Source organism: Blastomonas sp., assembly GCF_046294995.1.
In the GTDB taxonomy this organism is placed as follows: domain Bacteria; phylum Pseudomonadota; class Alphaproteobacteria; order Sphingomonadales; family Sphingomonadaceae; genus Blastomonas.
In genome coordinates, this window is record NZ_JBKBOG010000019.1 from 30,692 (window position 1) to 54,392 (window position 23,701).

Annotated in this window: 18 protein-coding genes; 10 read left to right on the forward strand and 8 right to left on the reverse strand. The window is 63.8% G+C overall.

The annotated features are described in order from the left end of the window. Positions 1-191: 191 nt before the first annotated feature. From yajC to ACK4R0_RS15530, 4 genes are all read left to right on the forward strand, one after another. Positions 192-518, forward strand: a complete 327-nt coding sequence (gene yajC / locus ACK4R0_RS15515) for a preprotein translocase subunit YajC (RefSeq protein ID WP_409675998.1) — start codon at positions 192-194, stop codon at positions 516-518. Positions 519-634: 116 nt separating this feature from the next. Next, positions 635-2,239, forward strand: coding sequence for a protein translocase subunit SecD (gene secD / locus ACK4R0_RS15520; RefSeq protein WP_409676001.1), 1,605 nt, complete (start codon positions 635-637; stop codon positions 2,237-2,239). A gap of 15 nt (positions 2,240-2,254) precedes the next feature. Next, on the forward strand, positions 2,255-3,244 hold the full coding sequence (gene secF, locus ACK4R0_RS15525; RefSeq protein ID WP_409676004.1) for a protein translocase subunit SecF: 990 nt from the start codon (positions 2,255-2,257) through the stop codon (positions 3,242-3,244). Between the two features lie 15 nt (positions 3,245-3,259). Then, on the forward strand, positions 3,260-3,652 hold the full coding sequence (locus ACK4R0_RS15530; RefSeq protein ID WP_409676007.1) for an Mth938-like domain-containing protein: 393 nt from the start codon (positions 3,260-3,262) through the stop codon (positions 3,650-3,652). Between the two features lie 125 nt (positions 3,653-3,777). On the opposite strand, the gene ACK4R0_RS15535 is transcribed toward ACK4R0_RS15530, so the two are convergent. From ACK4R0_RS15535 to ACK4R0_RS15550, 4 genes are all read right to left on the reverse strand, one after another. Further along, the gene (locus ACK4R0_RS15535; RefSeq protein ID WP_409676010.1) at positions 3,778-4,548 is read right to left on the reverse strand and encodes a sulfite exporter TauE/SafE family protein; all 771 of its coding nucleotides are present in this window, start codon (positions 4,546-4,548) and stop codon (positions 3,778-3,780) included. 43 nt (positions 4,549-4,591) lie between these two features. Then, positions 4,592-7,078 (reverse strand): TonB-dependent receptor, encoded by a 2,487-nt coding sequence (locus ACK4R0_RS15540; protein ID WP_409676013.1) that lies wholly within the window; start codon positions 7,076-7,078, stop codon positions 4,592-4,594. A 130-nt stretch (positions 7,079-7,208) separates the two neighbouring features. Beyond that, entirely contained in the window at positions 7,209-7,322 is a 114-nt protein-coding gene (locus ACK4R0_RS15545) for a YezD family protein (RefSeq protein ID WP_409676016.1), read from the reverse strand. 283 nt (positions 7,323-7,605) lie between these two features. Then, positions 7,606-8,709, reverse strand: coding sequence for a diguanylate cyclase domain-containing protein (locus tag ACK4R0_RS15550; protein WP_409676019.1), 1,104 nt, complete (start codon positions 8,707-8,709; stop codon positions 7,606-7,608). A gap of 300 nt (positions 8,710-9,009) precedes the next feature. On the opposite strand from ACK4R0_RS15550, the gene ACK4R0_RS15555 reads away from it, so the two are divergent. Continuing rightward, positions 9,010-10,011: a sensor histidine kinase gene (locus ACK4R0_RS15555; protein ID WP_409676022.1), complete on the forward strand. Its 1,002-nt coding sequence runs from the start codon at positions 9,010-9,012 to the stop codon at positions 10,009-10,011. A 9-nt stretch (positions 10,012-10,020) separates the two neighbouring features. Here ACK4R0_RS15555 and ACK4R0_RS15560 read toward each other — a convergent pair whose 3' ends face one another. From ACK4R0_RS15560 to ACK4R0_RS15570, 3 genes are all read right to left on the reverse strand, one after another. Continuing rightward, on the reverse strand, positions 10,021-10,464 hold the full coding sequence (locus tag ACK4R0_RS15560; RefSeq protein ID WP_409676026.1) for an RrF2 family transcriptional regulator: 444 nt from the start codon (positions 10,462-10,464) through the stop codon (positions 10,021-10,023). Positions 10,465-10,563: 99 nt separating this feature from the next. After that, complete coding sequence (locus ACK4R0_RS15565; RefSeq protein WP_409676029.1) at positions 10,564-13,080, reverse strand: penicillin-binding protein 1A; 2,517 nt, start codon at positions 13,078-13,080, stop codon at positions 10,564-10,566. Between the two features lie 223 nt (positions 13,081-13,303). Then, positions 13,304-14,563 (reverse strand): N-acetylmuramoyl-L-alanine amidase, encoded by a 1,260-nt coding sequence (locus tag ACK4R0_RS15570; RefSeq protein ID WP_409676032.1) that lies wholly within the window; start codon positions 14,561-14,563, stop codon positions 13,304-13,306. A 539-nt stretch (positions 14,564-15,102) separates the two neighbouring features. On the opposite strand from ACK4R0_RS15570, the gene ACK4R0_RS15575 reads away from it, so the two are divergent. Then, on the forward strand, positions 15,103-18,021 hold the full coding sequence (locus ACK4R0_RS15575; protein ID WP_409676035.1) for an Rne/Rng family ribonuclease: 2,919 nt from the start codon (positions 15,103-15,105) through the stop codon (positions 18,019-18,021). Positions 18,022-18,163: 142 nt separating this feature from the next. On the opposite strand, the gene ACK4R0_RS15580 is transcribed toward ACK4R0_RS15575, so the two are convergent. Beyond that, the gene (locus ACK4R0_RS15580) at positions 18,164-19,639 is read right to left on the reverse strand and encodes a hypothetical protein (RefSeq protein WP_409676038.1); all 1,476 of its coding nucleotides are present in this window, start codon (positions 19,637-19,639) and stop codon (positions 18,164-18,166) included. Between the two features lie 155 nt (positions 19,640-19,794). Between ACK4R0_RS15580 and ACK4R0_RS15585 the strand changes: the two genes are divergently transcribed. The 4 genes from ACK4R0_RS15585 (at position 19,795) to zapE (ending at position 23,438) form a co-directional block, all read left to right on the forward strand. Then, positions 19,795-20,802 (forward strand): phosphoribosylglycinamide synthetase, encoded by a 1,008-nt coding sequence (locus ACK4R0_RS15585; RefSeq protein ID WP_409676041.1) that lies wholly within the window; start codon positions 19,795-19,797, stop codon positions 20,800-20,802. 207 nt (positions 20,803-21,009) lie between these two features. Next, on the forward strand, positions 21,010-21,792 hold the full coding sequence (locus ACK4R0_RS15590) for a succinate dehydrogenase iron-sulfur subunit (RefSeq protein ID WP_409676045.1): 783 nt from the start codon (positions 21,010-21,012) through the stop codon (positions 21,790-21,792). A gap of 21 nt (positions 21,793-21,813) precedes the next feature. Beyond that, positions 21,814-22,311, forward strand: a complete 498-nt coding sequence (locus ACK4R0_RS15595) for a PaaI family thioesterase (RefSeq protein ID WP_409676048.1) — start codon at positions 21,814-21,816, stop codon at positions 22,309-22,311. Then, positions 22,308-23,438 (forward strand): cell division protein ZapE, encoded by a 1,131-nt coding sequence (gene zapE, locus ACK4R0_RS15600; protein WP_409676051.1) that lies wholly within the window; start codon positions 22,308-22,310, stop codon positions 23,436-23,438. The genes ACK4R0_RS15595 and zapE overlap by 4 nt, the downstream gene beginning before the upstream one ends. Positions 23,439-23,701 lie beyond the last annotated feature (263 nt).

The following is a 23,701-nucleotide window of genomic DNA, read 5'->3' on the forward strand; positions in this document are numbered from 1 at the left end:
GCCTATATGGCGGTGCGGCGCGATTGGCAAGCCTGTCGTTCGCCCCCCATGCCGCATTCATGCCGCATTGACGCACGGGTCATCGCCAATTGCCATTGGCAGCCGATGATGATAGGCGCGCCCATCGCTGCGACCGGGTTTTGCTGCCGTGTCGCTCTTGTGCTTTTTTCAGACATTCGGATTTTATCGTCATGGACTCGACACTTCTGCTTGCATTGGCCGCAGCGGCACCCGGCGGGGCACCTGCATGGACTCAGCTTTTGATGTTCGTGCCGCTGCTTTTGATCTTCTATTTCCTGATCATTCGTCCGCAGCAGCGCCAGATGAAGGTGCACAAGGCCAAGATCGATGCGGTCAAGCGCGGCGATCAGGTGATCACCGGCGGCGGACTGGTCGGCAAGGTGACCAAGGTCGACGACGCCTATGTCGAGATCGATCTGGGCGGCGCCAAGGTCCGCGCGGTCAAGACCACGCTGAGCGACGTCGTCCAGCCCGGCGGAGCACCCGCCAACGATTGACCTACCGCCTTGCCGCCTGTGGGCGCCATGAATATATGGCGCACACATCCGGTCCGCGTCCGCCTTGCCCGCAGTAGTGCGTCGCATGAGGCTGCACTGCCAAGGAAGCCTTGAGAATGCTTGATTTTCCGCGCTGGAAAACGATCTCGATCAGCCTGATACTCGCTTTGGGCGTGTTGCTGGCGATCCCCAGCCTGCTGCCGGCCAGCATCTCGCCTTATTATCCTTCGTTCCTGCCGCAGGAAAAGATCAACCTGGGGCTCGATCTCCAGGGCGGCAGCCATATCCTGCTCGAGGGCGATCCCGCCGATGTCGCGGCGCAGCGCCTGCAGAACATGGAAGAGACCGTGCGCGGCGCGATGCGCTCTGCCACGCCGCGGATCGGCATTGGCGACATCTCGCGCGAGGGCGGCAGGCTTTCGTTTCTGGTGCGCGACGTCGGCCAGGTCGATGCCGCGCGCGAGGCCATCCTGCCGCTGACCACGGGCGCCGGGCTGACCGGCCAGCGCGACTGGGACATCGAGGTGCGCGACACCAGCCGCATCGTGCTGACCCCCACCGACGCGGGCCTCACCCAGGCGCTCGACCAGGCGATGGAAACCGCGACCGAAGTGGTGCGCAAGCGCATCGACGAACTGGGCACGCGCGAACCGACGATCATCCGCCAGGGCGACAACCGCATCGTCGTGCAGGTGCCAGGCCTTGACGACCCCGAGGCGCTGAAGGAACTGCTCGGCCAGACCGCAGAGCTCGAATTCAAGCTGGTCGATCTCAATGCCAGCCCCGAGGATATCGCCGCAGGCCGCGCGCCGGTGGGCAGCGAGATCGTGCCGTATCCCACCAACCCGGCCGGAGGCACGCCGATCGCGGTGCGCCGTCTGGGCGGAATCCGCGGCGACAAGCTGACCAACGCGCAGGCGAGCTTCGACCAGCAGACCAACGAGCCGGTCGTATCGATCACCTTCGATCGTGAGGGCGGGACGCGCTTTGCGCGGCTGACACGGGAAAACGTCAACAAGCCGTTTGCGATCATTCTCGATGGCGAGGTGCTGTCCGCCCCCAACATCAACGAGCCGATCCTGGGCGGGTCCGCGCAGATTTCGGGCAGCTTCACCACCGAAAGCGCCAACCAGCTCGCGATCGCGCTGCGCTCGGGCGCGCTGCCGGTCGAGCTCAAGGTGGTCGAGGAACGCTCGGTCGGGCCCGACCTTGGCGCGGAATCGGTGCAATTGGGCCTGCTGGCAGGTGCCATCGGCACGGTTGCCGTGCTCGCCTTCATGATTTTGACCTATGGCCGCTTTGGCGTCTACGCCAACATCGCGCTGATCCTCAACATTCTGCTGATCCTGGGCATCATGGCGCTGATGAACGCGACGCTGACACTGCCGGGCATCGCAGGGTTCGTGCTGACCATCGGAGCGGCGGTCGATGCCAACGTGCTGATCAACGAGCGCATCCGCGAGGAACGCAAGAACGGGCGACGAATTGTCCAGGCGATCGAGGTCGGCTATACCGAAGCGTCGCGCGCGATTTATGATGCCAACATCACCAATGTGATTGCCGCGGTGCTGCTGTTCCTGTTCGGATCAGGCCCGGTGCGCGGTTTTGCGGTGGTGCTGATGATCGGTATCGTCACCTCGGTGTGGACGGCGGTGTATGTTACCCGCATGTTCGTCGCCATCTGGCTGAAGCGCGAACGTCCGCGCGAACTCGTAATTTAAGCAAGGCTTTAGACCATGAAGCTTCTCAAGCTCGTTCCGGACGACACCAACTTCCGCTTCCTGCGCTGGCGCAAGATCGCGATGACCATCAGCCTGTTGTCGATCATCGCATCGATCGTGCTGGTCGGCGTGCGCGGATTGAACCTGGGCGTCGATTTCGTCGGCGGCCAGATGATCCAGGTGACCTTCGACCAGGTGGCAGAAGCCCCAGTCGGCGATCTGCGCAACGACATCGAGGCGCTGAACCTTGGCGAATCGACGATCCAGCGGTTCGGCGAGCCCAACCAGGTGTCGGTGCGCATGCGGCTGGCGGGCGACAATGTCGACGAGGTCAACGCGGTGACCACGCAGGTGACGCAGATGATCACCACCAAATATGCCGCCCAGGGTGCGCGCATCGACGGGGTGGATTCGGTTTCGGGCAAGGTCTCGGGCGAACTGCTCAAGACCGGCGTCTATTCGCTGGTGTTCGCGATGATCGCGATCGCCATCTACATCTGGTTCCGCTTCGAGTGGCAATTCGGGGTCGCGGCGCTGTTTGCGCTGTTCCACGACGTGACGCTGACCTTCGGTTTCTTCGCGCTGACCCAGCTCGAGTTCAACCTCAACATCGTCGCGGCCTTGCTCACCATCATCGGCTATTCGCTCAACGATACGATCGTGGTGTTCGACCGCGTACGCGAGAATCTGCGCAAATACCGCAAGATGGACATGATCGCATTGCTCGACCTGTCGACCAACGAAACGCTGGCGCGCACCGTGATGACGACGCTGACCATGCTGATCGCGCTGTCGGCGCTGCTGCTGATCGGCCCCGGCGTGATCTTCGGCTTCACCGCCGCGATGACGCTCGGCCTGTTCGTCGGATCCTATTCGTCGGTGTACATGGCCAACCCGATCCTGGTCTGGCTGGGCGTCGGCGCGCACAGCTTCGTGCCGCAGATGACCGACGCCGACAAGGCAGCGGCCAAGCTCAAAGAGGGCATGGGCGGCGCGCAGCCCTGATCGGCGGCACACAACATGGCTGAATTCAACCAGGACCCGCGCGCATCCGGCCCCGTGATCACCGGGTTCACCGCGCGCGGCTTCAAGCTGGATGGCGACAACCTTGGGCCCCGCCGGGTGGAATCGAGCCTGGTGCTGACGCCTGTCTCGGCGATGCCGTGGGCCGTCGCCACCATCGACGCGCTCGATATCGCCGCCATGGGCCAGGTGCTGGCGATGGACCCTGCGCCTGAGTTCCTGCTGCTCGGCACCGGCCCCGGGCTCGCACACCCGCCGCGCAGCTTCATCCAGGCGATGGAAGCGCACAATATCGGCGTCGAGGTGATGGACAGCCGCGCTGCCGCCCGCGCATGGGGCATATTGCGCTCCGAGGACCGCTGGATCGCAGCGGCCATCATCGGGCTTTGACGACCCCCTCCCCTGCTCTGTCAGGGTGACGAACATGTCCGCCAACGCGCGGAGATGTCAGCGCGGCACTGGCGGGTTCGATTTGAACAGCGCCCGGCCCGCTGCTTGCGCGACGAGGAACCCGATCACGCCAGCGCCTTGTAGATGCTGAACACGCTGGTCACCGTGAGCACCGCGCCGACCAGAAACAGCAGCAGCCGCGGCCGCACGTTCTTGGCGAGCAATGCACCGAACGGCGCGGCGATCACCCCGCCGATCAGCAGGCCTACGGTCGCCTTGGTGAACGCCTCGAACCCCAAAGTCAGGATGAAGGTCAGCGAGATCGACACGGTGAGGAAGAACTCCGAGGCGCTGACCGTGCCGATGGTCTTGCGCGGCTCGCTGCCCTGGATCAGGAGGTTGGAGGTCACCACCGGCCCCCATCCGCCGCCGCCTGCCGCATCGAGAAAGCCGCCCGCCAGCCCCAAAGGCGCAACCACGCGCGGGTCATCGAACTTGGGCGTCGGAAAGCGCCATGCACGGAAGAGCAGCACCACGCCGATGACCGCGAGATACGCCATCACCAACGGCCTTGCGATCTCAGCATCGATGTTCGACAGCGCATAGGCGCCGACCACGCCGCCGATCACCCCGGGCACCACCAGCCTGCCGAACAGCGGCCAGTCGATGTTGCGGTGCCAGGCATGGCTCAATCCCGACGCACCGGTGGTGAACACCTCGGCCAGATGAACCCCCGCCGATGCCTGCGCCGGTGGCACGCCGAGGATCGAAACGAGCAGCGTGCTCGAGATCACCCCGAACGCCATTCCGAGCGCACCATCGACCATCTGCGCTGCGAAGCCCGCGAGCACGAACGGCCAGATATCGGCAAGGTTCAATATTCCAAGGTCCGGCACGAGCGGTCCCTTTCAAGGCAGGAGGGTTCAGAAACTCGAGGCATCAGAAACTGGAGGCAAGGGTAATGCCGAAGGTGCGCGGGTCGCCGGGTTGTCCGGCGATGAGGCCGGTATTGCCCCCGGTGTTAGCCGCCAATTGCTCGAAATAATCGACATCGAAAACATTGCGGGCCCACAAGAACAGGTTGAGCCCTTCATCGGTGCGATAGCCCAGCCGCACATTGCTGAGCGCATAGCCGCCCACATCGGTGTAGATCGATCGCGAGGGGTTGGACGAGAATTTGGAGCGATAATTGCCATCGAACCCGGCATAGGCAAAGCCGTCGAGGCTGAAGACCGACACCGGCTCGTTGACCTCGAAGCCATAGGAGAACGCCCAGTTCGAGATGCCGGGCAGCCATTGGCCCGAGATATCGCAGTTCGCCGGGCTCAACGCACCGGGAACGCCGGGGGCTCCGGGTGTCTGCCCCGCGCCCACCGTGGTTCCGCCGGCCAGTTCGGGTGGGCATGGCGCATCGACGAAGCGGACGTACTCGTGGTCGGTATAGGCGCCGCTGACATAGGCGTTGAACCGCTCGGACGGGCGCACGCTGAAATCCGCCTCGATCCCGCGCACCCGCACCTTGCCCGCATTGGCGAGGTATCCGCGCAGCACGCCCAATTGGCCGTTGTTCACCGTCGCCTGGTAATCGCTGATCTCGGTCCAGAAGCCTGCAAGGTTGAGCGTCGCACGGCGGTCCCAGAACTGGGTCTTCAATCCGACCTCGAAATGATCGACCTTTTCCGGCTTCACCGAACCTGCCGCGAGCAATGGGTTGCCCGCAGCATCATTGGGCACGCCCGACAGGTTGATGCCGCCGGTCTTGAAGGTCTTGGCATAGGTTGCATAGGCGCGCACATCGTCGGAGACGCGATAGGCCAGGGTCAGGTCGTACGACAGGTTCCAGTCGCTGAACTCGGGCTCGAAGAACTGGGGCGCGAGCACCCCGCGCTGCGCGACGATCCAGGGATCGTTGGCGAACGGCCCGTTGAAGGTGACCAATTGCCGCGTGCCGTTCGATGCCGTGCCGGTGACCACCGAGTTGTAGGATCCGGTCTTCTTGTCGTAGTTGATGCGGATGCCCGGCTGGATGGTCAGCGCATCGGTGACCTTCCAGCTGAGCTGGCCGAAGGCGGCGACGCTGGTGTTCTTGAAGCCGATGGTGTTGTTGGCGACCAGACCGTTGAGCACCGACGGGTTGCCCGCGAGCGCGCTGGTGGGCGCAAGAAGCCAGCGGCTGGCGGCTAGCCCCTGTTCCTGGATGCCTTGCGTGTCAATGGTCTGATAGAAGCCGAACACCCCTGCGACGAAGTCGATGCGCTCGCCCAGCGACCCGGCATAGCGAACTTCCTGCGTGAACTGCTCCTGCTGCGAGGGGTTGTTGACCTTGAGCGTAATCGGCAGGCCGGTGAAGTCGCGGTCGTTCGACGGGGTCCAGTCCCAGAACCGCCAGGCGGATACCGAGGTCAGCGTGCCGGGGCCGACATCCCATTCGACCTTGAGCGATGCTCCACCCAGGATACTCTTGGCGCTCAACTCGGCATCGACATCGGTCGCCCGGTCGAACGCGTCGAGGCTGGGCGGTGCGTAGCCGAACGCGGCTGACAGCGCGGGGAACTGGCGATTGGCGGGGCGCTGGGTGCTGCCGTAGCGCGCATAGATCTGCGCGCAGCATTCGGGGTTCTGGCGGTTGTAGTCGCCCGCCAGCGTGACCTTCAAGCTATCGCTCGGTTTCCACAACAGCGTGCCGCGCAGGCCCAGATTGTTGAGCTCGTTGACGTTCGTGCCGGTGGCGACGTTAAAGATCGTGCCCCGCCGGTCGGTAGTGGCAACGCCGAAGCGCACCGCCACAGTGTCCGACAAAGGCCCGGACACCGACGCCTTGGCCTGGCGGAACTCGAGATTGCCCGCGGTCACCTCGGCCCTCCCTTCGAAATCGAAGCTGGGTTCCTTCGAGGTGATGTTGATCGCGCCGGCCGTAGTGTTCTTTCCGTAGAGCGTGCCCTGCGGCCCGCGAAGCGTTTCGACCTGCGCGATATCGAGAAAGTCGAGCGTCGCCACCGCCACCCGGCCGACGAAGACATCGTCGATATAGATGCCCACGCCCTGCTCGATGCCGTCATTGGTGAGGCCGAAAGGCGCGCCGAGCCCGCGGATGTTGATCGCCGAGTTGCGCGGGTTGGAGGAATAGAACTGCAACGTCGGCTGCAGCTGGGTCAGCCGGCTGATGTTAAAGCTGCCGGTGTTGTCGAGCGTGGTCACATCGACCACCGACAGCGCGATCGGCACGTCCTGAGAGGACTCGTCACGGCGGCGGGCGGAGACGATGATCACGTTATCGGGCTGCTGCTGTGCTTCGGCGAGATTGTCGGCCTGCGCGTTGGCTGCGGCATCATCGGTGTCAGCAGCGATTGCCGGAGCCTGAGACGCGAGAGCGATGGACAGCGCGGCAACCGACGTGCGCGCGATAATGGAGAACGACGTGAACATTTGGAAAGACCCCCTTGGGTGGAGGTGCTTCCGGTTGTCCGGTCGGCACGCTGATGTGGATGAGGCATGAAAGGACGCTCAACAAAGGCCGGTCCGGTGTCCCGGTCCCGGCAGCCAGGAGACTGCAATGTCAGCTGAAGCGCTGGCGTTCGGTGACGTCCATCTGGACCAGCCTGCCGTCGTGGACGGTGAGCACGATGGCCCCAAAGCGCAATTTGGCGATGGCCTGGGCAATCGCGGACAAGGGAACGGCCGTGTGAGGTACCCCCTCGGCGGTATCGGATTTTGATGGAGGCATACGCTGAACTCCTGTGAAAATCTGGTGCGGACCGGCTGCATGCAGCATGGCCCGCAGACACAGGGCTAATCTCAACTAATTCGGTTGGCAAGATAGATAATCTTGCAGCCCCGCCAACTTGCGGCTGTCGGATCGAATCCGTCGGCGAGCCGATTGCCGCCGTCAGGCTACGGTTATCACGGGGGGAGGGAGCGCCGGGGTCGTCGGCGCAAGGACGGTGCCTGGCCGCTCAGGCCGTGCGGCGCAGCGATGCTCGGTTCTTGGCGCGATACAGTTCGTTATCGGCATCGCGCATCAGCGTATCCAGGCTGATGATGCCCTTGATGCCGTGCGCCGTCCCGACGCTCGCCGAAATCCCGATCTGCTGGTCGCGATAGTGATAGGGCAGCGACAATATCGACTGCACGCCATGCTTGAGCGCCGCGACATAAGCGAGATCGCCGTCGGTCTCGAGCAGCACCGCAAATTCGTCGCCCCCCAGCCGAGCGACACTGGTGGCCTGGGGACACATGGTCCCCAACCGCTCGCCAGCCTGAACCAGAATGGCGTCCCCGGCCGCGTGCCCGAACCGGTCGTTGGCCTGCTTGAAGCCATCGAGATCGACCATCACCAGAGCGACCGACTGCCGAGCGCCGCGCCGATCGGACAGCGTCTTGAACTGCATCCTGAACGCGCGGCGATTCGCGAGCCCGGTCAGCGGATCGGTTTCCGACAGTTGCTTGAGTTCATGCCGCAGCGTCAGTCCGCTGACGATCTCGTGGAAGCTGTTGACGATCAGCATGAAGGTCAACAGCGAGACGATGAGAAAGCAGAACGCCATCGCCTGAATGCCGATATCGCTCGACATCATCATCATCAACAATGTCGGGCTCAGCGACAGCACCATGACGCCGATCGCCGCGCGCGGCATGGAGGTCAGGCAGACCGCGCCGGCAAAGGTGATCATGAAAATGAACACCGGTGCCAGCACGCGCCGGGCTTCGCGCGTGCCGTAATACGCGTCGAACGACCAAAGGCCTCCGACCAGCCCCATGGTCAGTGCGATCATGGTGGTAGAGCGCAAATAGCGGCGGATTTTGGCCTGGTCGACCCGCATCGCTCTGCGCCGATACCAGATGATGCAGCGATATCCGCCCATCAGCACGAAGCCACCGGGCAGCAGGAAATGATACATGACGTCGAATTCGCCGCCCGAGGCTGCACCCGCTATCACGGCAATGAGCGCGATCGAAAAATACAGCACCGGAACGACCGCACCGATCCGCGCAAATTGAAGCTCGGCCAGTTCGTCACGAAGGGCCGGCGCCAGGCCGTCACCGCCGGTAGCAGCCATGGCCCGTCGCCAGATGGCGCGGAGCAGCAATTTCAGACGATCGACGATGATTGACTCCGCGCGCTGGCTCTTCGACCACAGCAATGTCGCGAAATACCATGAAATAAATGTTAATCTTGGGGGGCTAAGTCGTTGCAGCCATGCACAAATATTGCGTGCCACAGGTTACTGGTACCGCCTCAATTCCAGGTGCGATCCTCCTTAATAACTGCGCTTGCCCGCCGGGGATTCTCCACCTAATACGCGGATCGAAAAATGTCGGAGGACTTGCGATCCCCGCCCCTGCGGACCTGAATACAGATGAACAGACTTATAACGGCCGGCTCACAATTCAGGCGCAATCCCTATCTCGGCTACGCCCTTTCGCTTTCGTCGTTCCTGGCGGCATTGCTGCTGCGCCATGAACTGAGCGGCACGTTGCCGCCGGGGTTCCCCTACCTCACTTTCTTCCCTGCGGTCATCGTGACCACCTTTTTTGCAGGTTTGTGGCCTGGATTGCTGTGTGCCGTGCTGTCCGGCCTTGCGGCGTGGTTTTTCTTCATCCCGCCGTTCGACAGCTTCGGAATCGATGGCGCCAGCGCGGTCACCTTGGCGTTCTATGTCTTCATCGTGGCGGTCGATATCTCGCTGATCCACTTGATGCACCGCGCCGCCGACGAACTGCGCAGCGAAAAGAAGGTGACCGAGGCGCTTTACGACCAGCAGCGCACCATGTTTCAGGAACTGCAGCACCGCGTGGCCAACAACATGACCTTCGTCGCTGCGTTGCTGCATCTGCAAAAGCGCAAGGTCGCGATCGATCCGGCATCGGCCAGCAGCGCGCTCGACGAGGCGCAAAGCCGCATCGAGACGATGTCACGCATTCACCGTCGACTGTACGATCCGGCATCGCTCGATCAGCCCGTCGCGCAATATTTCCAGGAAATCTGTTCCGACCTTCTCGAAGCGACCGGGGCCCGGAACATCGTGTGCCTGGTCGACATGCCCGCGATCACCCTCGACATTGCCCGGCTTACCACGCTGTCGCTGCTGGTCACCGAACTGGTCACCAACAGCCTGAAGCACGCTTTTGCCGAGAGTGGCGGCACGATCACCCTGAAACTCGAGCGGCTCGACCCGGCGCGCCTGGCGCTGACCGTCAGCGACAATGGCCGCGGCCTGCCCGAGGGTCCCGCGCTTGCGCAGACCAAGGGGCTGGGAACCCGGATCGTCCAATCGCTGGCGACGCAGTTGGGCGGAGAGATCAAGGCAGTGCCCGGCAATGGCAAGGGTGCCGCGTGGCAGGTGGTCTTCGCCACCTGAATTCAGGGCCTAGTCGGCGATGGCAGGGTCGAGTTCGGCGATGGGGGGTATCGGGTCGGCGAGCGTGATCTGGTCGAGGATCACTGCGGTTTCATCGCGGACCTTGAGCATCAGCGCCCGCAGGCGACATTCGTCTTCCGCCAGGCAGTTCTTGCACTTTTCATAGGCGTAACGGCTGGCGCACGGCACCAGGGCAAGCGATCCGCTGGTGATGCGGACGATGTCGCCATAACGGATGTCGACCGGCGCGAGACCCAGCGTATACCCGCCATCCTTGCCGCGCTGCGAGTGCACCAGCCCGGCGCGCGCCATTTCCGACAGGATCACGGTGAGGAACTTGGGCGGAATGTTCTGGGCCTGGGCGATGTCTTCCAGATGCACAAGCCCCTCGCCGTAATGATCGGCAAGGTGCTGCAGCGCACGGATGGTATAGCGGACTTTCTGGCTGAGCATGGCCAGACGGGCCTACGCGGCAAGCTTACGCTTTTCAATGCTTTTGGTAGAGTGGGGGAAAGTTGCTATCCGTCTTAGGCTTTTGTCGAAGGACCAGCCTCAATAGATCCCACCCTGCTGCTGCAGGAATTCGCTGTCGCTGCGTGCGCGCGTTGCAGGGCCGGTGCGCTTCTGCACGGCCTTGGCAGCGGCTATTTCCTCCTGGCGGATGGTCCGGCGCGGCTCGGTTTCGGGTTTGAAGGCTTCCCAGATCACCGCGGCCTTGGCCTCGTCGCCCGGCCACGCGCCATAGACGCGGCGGCCCGAGCGGCGATCGATGCGCACCATGCGCGTTCCGGCAGGTGCGCGGAATTCGGTGATCGGCATCGTCGGCAGCACCTGCTTTGCGAACTGCTTGAAGATCGGCGCGGCAAGCCGGCCGCCCTGCGCATAGCCGCCCATGCTGCGCGGCTGGTCGAAGCCCAGATAGACCCCGGCCACCATGTCGGGCGTGCCGCCGATGAACCAGACGTTGGTCGGGCCGCTGGTGGTGCCGGTCTTGCCGAACATCGGGCGATTGAGATCGGCCAGCGAGACTGCGGTTCCGCGGGTCACCACGCCCTCGAGCATGTGGACCACCTGATAGGACGTGATCGGGTCGAGGATCTGCCGTCCACGCGGGGTGAAGCGCGGCATCGGCTTGCCATCCCATTTGGCCATGTTGCAACCTTCGCAGGTGCGCGGATCGGAACGGAAGATCACCTTGCCGCGCCGGTCCTGAACGTAGTCGATCACCGTCGGCTTCAATTCGCGGCCATGGTTGACCAGCATCGAATAGGCGTTGGTGATCTTCATCACCGTGGTGTCGCCCGCACCCAGCGCGATCGAGAGATACGGCTTGTAATCGCCGATGCCGACCGCCTTGATCGTCTTGACGACATTGGTCATCCCGGCATCGTTGGCGGCGCGCACGGTCATCAGGTTGCGCGACTGCTCGAGCCCCCAGCGCATCGTCTGCGGACCCGCGCCTGCCGATCCGCCGAAGTTGCGGAAGCATTTGTTGCCCAGGCTGGCCGACTGATAGACGCAAAAGGTGCCATCGACGATCTGGCTGGCAGGGGTCATGCCGTTGTCGAGCGCGGTCGCATAGACGAACGGCTTGATCGTCGAGCCGGGCTGGCGATCGGCTTGCGTTGCCCGGTTGAACGGGCTGATCTGCGAATCGAACCCGCCCTGCATCGCGTAGATCCGGCCCGAGCGCGGGTTCTGCACGACCATGCCGCCCGAAATTTCGGGAATGTTGCGCAGCGCGTAATTGTCGCCATCCATCGGTGCGACCGCGATGATGTCGCCAGGCTTCATCGAATCGAACGCGGTCCCGCCAATGCGCTTGCGCGGCATGGTTGCGGTCGAGCGGGGCAGGACGCCCTTTGCGCCGGTGGCAAAGCCGATCTCCGCTGCGTTGCCGGACTTGGCGATCACCACGGCGATGCGCCAGTTCTGGTAATCGATGTCGATATAGGTCGATGCCAGCCGCGAGGCCCATTGGTCGTCGATCTCGATCGTGTTGACCGGACCGCTCCAGCCGCTGCCGCGATCATAGCGCAGCAATGCATCGCGCAGCGCCTCGGTGGTGGCCTTCTGCATGACCGGATTGAGCGAGGTGCGCACCCACAGACCGCCGGCATAGACGCTGTTCTTGCCGTCCTCCGCCTTTTCGCCGAACTTCTCGACCAGCTGGCGGCGGACTTCCTCGACGAAATAGCCGCCGATCTTCTCGTAGCCGTCGCCGGTCCGCGGGATCGTCCCCAACGCCTCTGCCTGTGCTGCAGCCATCTGCGCCTGCGTGATCCAGCCGTTGGACTGCATCGCCCCAAGCACCCAGTTGCGACGTTCCAGCGCGCGATCCATGTGCACTTCGGGGCGATAGTTCGAGGGCGCCTTGGGCAGGATCGCCAGATACGCCGCCTCGTGCAGATCGAGCTCGCCGACATCCTTGCCGAAATAGGCACGCGCCGCAGCCTGCACGCCATAGGCGTTGCGACCGAGATAGATTTCGTTGAGGTAAAGCTCGAGGATTTCCTGCTTGGTCAGCACATCCTCGATGCGATAGGCGAGGATCGCCTCGCGCACCTTGCGGGTGATCGAATATTCATCGCCCAGCAGCAGGTTCTTTGCGACCTGCTGGGTGATCGTCGATCCGCCGCGCGCGCGCTGGCCCGAGCCGATCTTGGTGACGTAATCGAACACCGCAGAGGCGAGCCCTGGATAATCGAGCCCGTTGTGCGAGAAGAAATTCTTATCTTCGGCCGACAGGAAGGCGCGGATCAGCGGCAGCGGATAATCCTTGTACTGCAGCTGCACCCGGCGTTCGCGCGCATAGGTGTTGATGATCTCGCCATCGACGCCGCGCACCATGGTGGGAAGATCCGGCTCGTAATCGACCAGAGTCTCGGCAGAGGGCAGATCGCGCGCGAAAATGACCCAGATCAGCAACACGCCGACGAGCGCCGCAGCGAAGAGATACGTCGCCCAGCGGACCCAGCGATTGCTCCACGCCTCGCGTATCGAGCCGAAAGCCCCATCGTCGCCGCGCCGCACGCTATAGGCGATATCGCCGTTCTCACCCTCGCTCATGCCAGCGCGGTTAGCACATCATTCCTGAATAACGCCAGAGCGGATTGGGGAACTAAATCCTCCCCGAGCTTGTCTCGGGGAGGGGGACCGCCGACCGCAGGTCGGTGGTGGAGGGGAAGCGGGATAGTGCGTTGTTTGGAGGCGGCACACACCCGCTGCCCCTCCACCCCCCCCGGCGCGGGCGGTCCCCCTCCCCCAGCAAGCTGGGGGAGGACTAGCCGTCTTACCGCGAGGCCAGCTTCCGCGCGAAGAACACCGTGATCGCCTGACTGACCGATTCTGCGATCTTGCGGCGATAGGCGGACGAATTGAGCAGGGCGACGTCCTCGGCATTGCTGACATAGCCGGTCTCGAGCAGCACCGAAGGCACATCGGGTGCCTTGAGCACCATCAGCGAGGCGAAGCGGTGGGAATCGGTGCGGAAGTTCATCTTGTCGTCACCCTCGCGCCGCAGCAGCCGGGCAAAGTCCGCCGACAGGTTCATCGTCTCGCGCTGGGTGAGGTCGATCAGGATCGAGGAGACGTCCGATGGCGCATCGGCCAGGTTGACCCCGTTGAGGATGTCCGCCTTGTTCTCGCGCGCGGCCAGCCGGGCAGCTTCGCGATCGGACGCGACTTCGGACAAGGTATAGATCGTCGCACCGCGCGCGGTCTGCGATGCCGCGGCATCGGCATGGACCGAAATGAACAGGTCCGCGCCAAGGCGCCTGGCAATGCCATAGCGCTCCTCCAGCACCAGGAAGCTGTCGGTATCGCGAGTCAGCGCCACCCGCACGCGCCCGGACTTGAGCAGCTCGTCGCGGATCGCGCGGGCGACCGCCAGCGTGACCTTGCTTTCGTGCGTGCCATCGTGCGGACTGATGGCGCCGGGATCATGTCCGCCATGCCCGGCATCGATCACCACCAGCGGACGCGACGTGTCGCTAGACCCTTCGATCTTCGGCAGCGGCGGCCCTTTGGCAGGCTTGGGCAACGGAATGCGCACGCTGTAGCGGCGCTGCGGCGGCTCGGCACGCAGGTGGGCCGGCGGCACGAACGACTGACGCGGCGCGGCCAGCACGCCGCGCAGGTCCGAAGACCCGACCTCGGTGACCGACAGCGTCAGGCTGCGGCCGTCTGCGGAAAAGCTGCCCGCGCTGATCATCGCGGGGCGATCGAGATCGAGCACGATCCGCGCCGTGTCCGCATCGTACTGCGCCATGCGGACGGTGCGGAACATGCCGCTGTGGTTGAGCGCTCTCGCTCCGGCAGTGGCGCCCTTCACATCGATCGCGATCCGGTCGGGCCCGCTGAGCACGAAGCTGCTGGCGCTGTCGATGACATCGTTGAAGTGCAGCACGACCTGGTTGGCGCGCACCTCGACATTCGACACTTCGCCCGCCTGCACGGGGAAAGCGCAAGCCATGGACGCGCAGATCGACGACATGAAAAGCATGCCCGCCTTATGCTCCCGGCCAGATCGGCCGGTCCAGTAATTTTTCATGAGCCCCGGCTTCCTGCCTAATCGCTTGATAAAGCCGACATTAGGGTTAAGCCAAAAAAACCGAGTGAAACGATTTGGTTAACACGATTTTCATCCTGTTCGCTCGAACAGCGCGCCAAACCGCCGGCGCGTGGCAATCAAGCCAGCGTAACAATATTGCGCAAATCGCCCGATCCAGCTTTTTGTTGCCGCGCGCGGCAAGCGATGCTAGCAAAGCCTTGCGGCAAATGGGCTTATCAGGCCTTGCCCGCACTCAATTGCAGCACTGCGGACGCGTTTTGCCCCCGGTGCCGTATCATCAGGTTGACGCTTTATGGGTTTGAATACCGCCTTTTCCGCGACCCCGCCTTCGGGCGGTTGGCTGCGGAAAAGCGACGCGGCCAGTGCGCTTGACGCCCTGCGAACCTGTGAAGCAGACACAATCCTTCTTGTAACAACCCGTTTGCGCGACGCCTCCACCTGGAGCGCCCGCGCCACAACACACAGAAGCGCAGCGACCCGGCCGGTTCCGCCCGGTGCGCGCGCACGGAGAATATTGAATGACAACGCGCATGTTGATCGATGCGCGCCACCAAGAGGAAACTCGGGTGGCGGTGCTCAAGGGAAATCGGATTGAGGAGTTCGATTTCGAGTCTGCCGAACACAAGCAGATAAAGGGCAATATATACCTCGCCAAGGTAACGCGGGTCGAACCCTCGCTGCAGGCGGCATTCGTCGATTATGGCGGCAACCGCCACGGCTTCCTCGCCTTTTCGGAAATTCACCCCGATTATTACCAGATCCCGCGCGAGGACAAGATCGCGCTGCTCGCTGAAGAAGCCCGTCATGCCAAGGAAGAGGCCGACGCGCTGGCTGCCGAAGAAGAGGCAGACGATGCGGCCGGCCATGGCGACGATACCGATTACAACGACGGACTGTCCGGCGACGGACTGATCGAAGCCGATGACGAACCCATCGTTGCAGAGACCCTGTCCGGTGACGGCGATGGCGATGGCGAGAACGACGGCGATTCCGATTCTGACGGCGACCAGTCCGACGAATCCGCTGATTCCAACGGCGCGACCAGCGAGAATGGCCGGTCCTCCGGGCGTCGTCGCGGCAAGCGTGACGGACGCGGCGGCAAGGCCAAGGCCAGCGACGAAGCGCGCACCAGCCGCATGGCTCTGCGTCGCCGCTACAAGATCCAGGACGTCATCCAGCGCCGCCAGGTGATGCTGGTGCAGGTCGTCAAGGAAGAACGCGGCAACAAGGGCGCCGCACTCACCACCTATCTGTCGCTCGCAGGACGCTATTGCGTGCTCATGCCCAACAGCGCGCATGGCGGGGGCATCAGCCGCAAGATTTCCAACGCATCGGACCGCAAGCGCCTCAAGACGATCATCGCCGAGATGAAGCTGCCCGCCACGATGGGCTGCATCGTGCGCACCGCAGGTCTTTCGCGCACCAAGCCCGAGATCAAGCGCGACTTCGATTATCTCGCCCGCCTGTGGGACGAGATCCGCGAAAAGACGCTCAAGGCATCCGCGCCCGAAATCATCCATTCGGACAGCGACCTGATCAAGCGCGCGATCCGCGACATCTACAATCGCGATATCGAGGAAGTGCTGGTCGAGGGCGAAGCGGGCTACCGCGCCGCCAAGGACTTCATGAAGCTGCTGATGCCAAGCCACGCGCGGCGGGTGAAGAGCTATGCCGACCCGGTGCCGATGTTCCAGCGTTATGGCGCCGAGGACCAGCTGTCGGCGATGTACGAACCGGTCGTGCAGCTCAAATCGGGTGGCTATCTCGTCATCAACCCGACCGAAGCGTTGGTGTCGATCGACATCAACTCGGGCCGTTCCACCAAGGAACACGGCATCGAGCAGACCGCGCTCAGCACCAACCTCGAGGCTGCGCGCGAGATCGCCCGCCAGTTGCGCCTGCGCGACATGGCCGGCCTGGTCGTCATCGACTTCATCGACATGGAATATGGCAACAACGTCCGCAAGGTCGAAAAGGCCATGCGCGATGCGCTCAAGAGCGACCGGGCGCGCATCCAGGTCGGGCGCATTTCGGGCTTCGGCCTGATGGAGATGAGCCGCCAGCGGCTGCGCACCGGCGTGCTCGAGGCATCGACCCGCACCTGCCCGCATTGTGACGGCACCGGCCTTGTCCGCACCGCATCGTCGGCGGGCCTGTCGGCGCTGCGTCTGCTCGAAGAAGAGTCTGCACGCGGCCATGGCAGCATCATCACGCTGCGCACCAGCCAGGAAGCGTCGATCTATTGCCTCAACCACAAGCGCCGCGATATCGCCGAGATCGAGGAACGCTTCGGCGTGCACATCGAAATTCTGCCCAACGGGGAGAATGAAGGCGCCAAGATGGAAGTGACCGCAAGCGGTCCGCGTCCGGAAAAGACCGTCACCTTCCAGCCGATCATCGACGATGATGACGACGATGATATCGAAGACGACATCGACGAGATCGAGGAAGAGGAAGAAGCAGCGCCGCGCCGCGGCAACCGTGGAGATCGCGGCAACCGTGGTAACCGCGGCGATCGCGCGGATCGTGGCGAGCGTGGCGAGCGTGCTGACCGCCCCGAAAGGGCCGATGGTGAAGAGCAAGCCGAACGTGCGCCCTCGCAGCGCACCGCCGAGGAAGGCGAAGGCGGTCGCTCCAAGCGTCGTCGTCGCCGTCGCGGCAAGCGCGGCAAACGCGATGGTGAAGGCTTCCAGGACGAAAACGGCCAGCCGATCCAGACCGAAGCCGGTGACGATACCGGCAGCGAGGCGGACACCGAGGTCCAGAGCGTGGACGCATCGGATGACTCCGGCGACCAGCGCGCCGACGACGGTGCCGATACGGTTGCGACCGACGACGACAACGGCGAGGCCAAGCCCCGTCGTGCGCGTCGCGGACGTCGCGGCGGTCGTGCCCGCAAGGGTGGCGAAGGCGAAATCGGCAGCGATGCAACGACTAACGCGGATGCTGATGCACCGGCGGAAGTCGAAGCATCGCCAGCCAATGCCGACGTCGCTGTGGCAGACACCGCGCCCGAAGTTGAGGACGTCGCGGAATCGCAGGCCGAGGCACCCGCTGAAAAGCCCAAGCCCAAGCGCAAGTCGCGCGCCAAGAAGCCCGTCGTCGATGCTGAACCTGTTGCAGACGCAGCGGTAGAAGCCGCCGCGGTGGTTGCTGAGCCTGCGACTGACGCCGAAGCTCCGGTCGAGTCCAAGCCCAAGCCCAAGCGCGCGCCGCGCAAAAAGGCCGCACCCAAGGCTGAAGCCCCGTCCGAAGCGGTGACCGATACGGCTCCGGTGGTGGTCGTTGAGCCCAGCCCGGCCAAGGTCGCGGTAGAGCCTGAAGACGTTTCGGTACCACAAACCGCCGCGCAGGACCCGGTAACCGACGCATCGGGCGACGGCGAAACCGGCGGCGGCACGCGCCGTGGCTGGTGGCAGCGCACCTTCGGCAACTGAACTCAAGCCTCATCGCCCTCACCCTTCCCACACCGCTTCGCGGTGCGGGCCCCTTCCCTCTCCCCCCGGGAGAGGGAGGGAGCGCCAAAGGCGCGGAAGGGTGAGGGTGACCGGCAGTTCTAAATTCAGCCCCTCGACAAAATTACTGCTGCGGAATTTCCTGCAGCGCCTTGTCGAAGGCGGATGCGATCGCATCCATATCCTGCGCCAGCGCCTGCCCGGCATCGACCCCCGGCATTCCGGCCAGCGTGACGATCTGCGGCATCGATATGCCGACGCGTAGCGTACCGCGCACCTTGCCTGCCATTTCGAGCCCCTGGAACCGCGCGCATTTGACCGGCTGGCCCAGCCTCACCTTGTCGCGCATCATCTCCATCTGGATCGCGGTGGCGCCATCGAAATCGATTGCCTGCCCCTCCCCGCTCAGATCGATCGTGGTCAAAGTGCGCATTTCGATCGGGTGGCTGCCAGCCTGATCGCGATCGCCCACGGGATACGGCAGCACCCGGGTTCCGCCGATCCGCTCGACCAGGTCAAGCGATGCGGCGCGGAACAGCTCGATAATCCGCGCAACATCGCTGAATGGCAACGCCTGGAACCGCTCGAGCTCGAACAGCGCCGCCTCCAGTCGCACCGTCAGCCCGGAATTGCCGCTATCGGGAAGCTGGTCCGCCCCGGGCCAGCCTTCAGGCAGCTCTGCGCGGCGGAAGATGGTCGCCATCCCCTCGCCCAGCGGCGCGATGCGCGCGGCGATCGGCTGCGGCACCAGCGCGAAGCCGGAGAACGGTGCGCCGCCCATGAACTTGGAGCCCGTCAGCAGCACGACCGCGCCGCGCGTCAGATACGCGGCTATCGCGGCGCTGGTGATCCGCGCCTGGCACGCATCGACCACAAAGCCGATGCCATCGCCATAGCGCGCGATCAGCGCGTCGATGTCATCCAGATGCGGCAGGATCAGCCCGGTCTTCGATCCGTGCACCACATGCAGCAGCGGGAACTGATCGTTCGCCAGCGCGCGCTCGATCTCGCTGCGCATGCCCGCCACGATCACGCCGCTGTCGAAAGCGTCGCCAAAGCCGTTGCGCACCGAAATCTCGGTCAGCGACACCGGCGCCAGACCCGGCACCGGCGTGCCCTTGGTCGTCGGCACACCCAAGGCGGTCTGTGCCGCGAAATACTGGCCGTGCGCGCTCAATATGCAACCGCTGCCGACCTCGTCTGCGCCCAGCAGCACATTGTGGATGCCGCCGCCCGCGCGCCCGGCGAACGCCTGCAGCGCGATGTATTCCAGATCGGTGCCCGATGCGGAGAAGGCGATGTCGGTGCCCGATGGAAGGCTGTAGGCCCTGGCGAGCCGCTCGCGCACCGCAGCGAGATGCCGGGCATAATCCGCGCCGCCCATCTCAGGACCGATGGCGTTGTGCGCCACGAAGCCGGCCAGGTGATCGAACGCTGCCGCCGAGATGTCGTTCGCCGTCGATGAGGCATAGGTCACCGTCTGGCGCGGGAACGGCGAGGAATGATATTTGTTGGTGCCGTCAGCATGGGCCGGGACGATGCGTTCGTCGCCGCCCAGCGTCAGAAGGTGGCTTACGGCCCGGTGAGAGTCATGTTCCATCAAACGGTACTTTCGCTGCGCCCCCGAAGCGGATATGGGCGCGCCTATAGAAGTGTTGGCCGCAATGGCAAGTTGTCTTGGGTCATTCGCCCTGCCTGAAGCAACCCGGCGCGCGCTGCCCGCCCCCGGATGAACAACGAAAGTGTGCCTTTTCCGTGACCCAATACCCTGCCCCGCTCACCATCGATGCCAAGACGCGCGAAACGCTCAAGGTGCTTTTCCTCGCCAAGCACGCGCTCGGCGATGGCTCGCTGCACCCCGAGGACGGCAATCATGCGGTGTACCACAACGAGGTGCGCACCATCCTCGAAGGGCTGTTCGACAACCTGCAGGTCGGCAACCAGTACGCGATGCTGTTCGATCCGCCTGAAGTCGACTTCGTCTTTTCGCTGCTCAACCGCGGCGGCTTCGTCAATTCCGAGATGCTGGTGCCGTTGCTGTGCAACCGCCGCAACCTGCCCTATCTTGGCGGCAGCCCGATCCTGCGCGGACTTTCCGATGACAAGCACCTGTCCAAGCTCGTCGCCCGCGCGCGCGGCCTGCCGACCGCCGACTGGGCGATCTATCGCAACGGTGGCCCGGTCGATGAAAAGCTCTGCCCGATGGCCGAGCGCATGGTGATCAAGCCCAACGCCTCCTCGGCCAGCTGGGGCGTGCGCGATGCGGGCGACTGGGCGGGCGTGAAAGAGGCGATCGCCGCGATCCACGAGGAAGGCCATGACGCGATCGTCGAGCCGTTCCTGACCGGAAGCGATGTCGAGGTGCCGGTGGTCACGATCGATGGCCGCCCGGTAATCCTGCCGATGATGCTGTTCGAACAGGCCGACCCGACGCACCTGCGCACCTATTGGGAAAAGCGCGATCTGGTCGAGCGCGTCAGCAAGTACGAGCTGGTCGATTTCGAAGGTTCGCCGTTCGAAGCCGCGATTGCCGAGCACACCGCCAACCTGGCGCAGGAGTTCGTGCCGTTCGATTACGGCCGCTACGAATTCCGGCTCGATGCCGACAAGGGCGAGCTCAACTTCCTCGAGGTCAACCTCAACTGCAACCTGTGGTCACAAAAGGTCTTCGGCCGCTCGGCCAAGCGCGCGGGCTGGACCCAGGAGCAGCTGATCGAGACCATCGTCGCCGAGAGCCTGCGCAGCCACGGGCTGATGGGGTAGGCTGTTTTCCGTTTTCCGGCGAACGCCGGAATCCAGAGCGTCGTCAGCACGACCGCGCCCTGGGCTCCGGCTTTCGCCGGAGAACGGCACTTCTTCGCTGATTGAGGCAAAGCCCACCTTTTTCTCGCGCGTTCCCCTTCTGCCGTTGAGCCTGCGGGCTAAAGTGTCTATCTAGGCGGCGGACGCACTGATTGACGAGGGATTTCCATGGCTACCTTTACGCTTCCGGCGAACAGCAAGATCACTGGCAAGGGCCAGGCGTTCCAGGCTAAAACCGGGGGCCGGACCAAGAAATTCAAGGTCTATCGCTATGATCCCGACAGCGGCGAGAACCCGCGTTACGACACGTTCGATATCGATCTGGACGATTGCGGCCCGATGGTGCTCGATGCGCTGATCAAGATGAAGTCCGAGCAGGACTCGACGCTCACCTTCCGCCGCTCGTGCCGCGAAGGCATCTGCGGATCGTGCTCGATGAACATCAACGGCCGCAATGGCCTGGCCTGCACCACCGCGATCGAGGACTGCAAGGGCGAGGTGCGCATCACTCCGCTGCCGCATATGGATGTGATCAAGGACCTCGTCCCCGATTTCAGCCATTTCTACGCGCAGTACGCCTCGATCCGCCCGTGGCTGCAGACCGTCACCCCGGTTCCTTCGGGCAAGGAGCGGCTGCAGTCGCCCGCCGACCGCGCCAAGCTCGACGGGCTGTACGAGTGCATCCTGTGCGCCTGCTGCTCGACCAGCTGCCCGAGCTATTGGTGGAACTCGGACAAGTTCCTGGGCCCTGCCATCCTGCTGCAGGCCTATCGTTGGCTGGCCGATAGCCGCGACGAGATGACCGGTGAGCGGCTCGACGAGCTGGAAGACCCCTTCCGGCTCTATCGCTGCCACACGATCATGAACTGCGCAAACGTGTGCCCGAAGGGGCTGAACCCCGCGCGCGCGATCGCCGAGATCAAGAAGATGCAGGTCGAACGGCAGGTCTGATCGGTTCGATTACCCCTCTCGGTGGACGCAGAATCGCCCGTATTGCCCGATGATTTCGCCTTCGGACCAGACCCGGACCACCCGGGCTGGATGCGCTGGGCGTTGCGCGAGGAAGGCCGCTACAACAGCACGCTGGGGCCGATGTCGGTGATGCAGCGCGACGACGGCACCGTCGTCGTGCGCACCACGCCGGGCCATCTGCAGGGCAACCTTGCCAACAATGTCCATGGCGGCGCGATCCTGACCCAGGTCGATATCGCGATGTTCGTCTGCGCGCGGCTCAACGGGTCGCTGCGCCAGGGCCCCGGCGTGACGCTCGACCTCAACAGCCATTTCGTCGGCGCCGGCAAGGTCGGCGTGCCAATGGATTGCGAAGTCGAGATCATCAAGGAAACCGGGCGCATGCTGTTCCTGCGCGGTCTGGTCAAGCAGCAGGGGTCCAGCATCTGCGCGTTCACCGGCACCATTCGCAAGATGCCGGGCCGCAATGCTGGTGCGCGCGCCGGATCGCCGACGTGACCGGTACCCTCGCCCGTTACGAATCCTTGGTCAAAGCGGGCGAACTTCGCCCCGATCCCGATCAGCGCGCAGCCGCCGATCGATTGCAGGCGATGCAGGATGCGCTGCAGGCGGTGCCGCCTCGTGGGTCGCTGCTCTGGCGGGTGATGGGCCGCGCGGCCAAACCCGATCCGGTGCGCGGGCTCTACATGTTCGGCGGCGTCGGGCGCGGCAAATCGATGCTGATGGACCTGTTCTACGAGTCGGTGACCATCGACCGCAAGATCCGCGTCCACTTCCACGAGTTCATGCAAGACATCCACGCGCGGCTCAGGGTCGAGCGCGACAAGATGGAGGGCGATCCGATCCCTCCGGTCGCCCGGCAGTTCACCGACAACTACCGGCTGATCGCGTTCGACGAGATGGTGGTCAACAACTCCGCAGACGCCATGATCATGTCGCGGCTGTTCACCGCGATCATCGAGGCGGGCGTCACCGTGGTCGCCACCTCCAACCGTCCGCCCGATGATCTCTACAAGGACGGTCTCAACCGCGAGCATTTCCTGCCGTTCATCGCGCTGATCAAGCAGCGGCTCGACGTGCAATCACTCAACGGCCCGACCGATTACCGGCTCGAGCGATTGTCCGGCACCAACACCTGGCACGTCCCCAACGGCCCCGCCGCTACTGCAGCGTTGCGCGAAGCCTTCTTCCGCATGACCGATTACTCGCCCGACGATGCCGCGCATGTGCCCAGCGGCGAGGTCGCGATCAGCGGCGGGCGCAGCATCCATGTGCCCAAGTCCTTGAAGGGCGTTGCGGTGTTCTCGTTCAAGAAATTGTGCACCGAGGCGCGCGGCGCACCCGACTACCTCGCCATCGCACGGCGCTATCACACCGTGTTCCTGGTCGGCATCCCGCAACTCGGCCCCGAAAACCGCAACGAGGCCGCCCGCTTCGTGACGCTGATCGACGCGCTCTACGAGATGAAGGTCAAGCTGATCGCTTCTGCCGATGCGGAACCGATGGACCTTTATTCGAGCGGCGACGGCAGGTTCGAGTTCGACCGCACGATCTCGCGGTTGATGGAAATGCAGTCGGACAGCTATCTCGCGCTTGGGCACGGCGAGCGCGCCGGGGCGGGGTAGCTCGGGTTAAGCGGACGGCTGGTTTTGGGGTGCGCTGGAAGTTACGCAAATGACTGGAGCTGGGTGGAAAACGGACAATCTCGCTTGCTCAAAACGGAGCGTGAGTTAGATTGCTGGCATGGTGCTGCATTCACGATCCGAGCTAGGGTCCAAACCCAATCAGCCTCTTGAAAATCGCTGCGCAGATTGATTCAAAGGGTCTCCACTGCAGCAGGAGACCCTTTGAGATGTCGCGTTCGTTGTTCTGGTTGTCTGATGAAGCA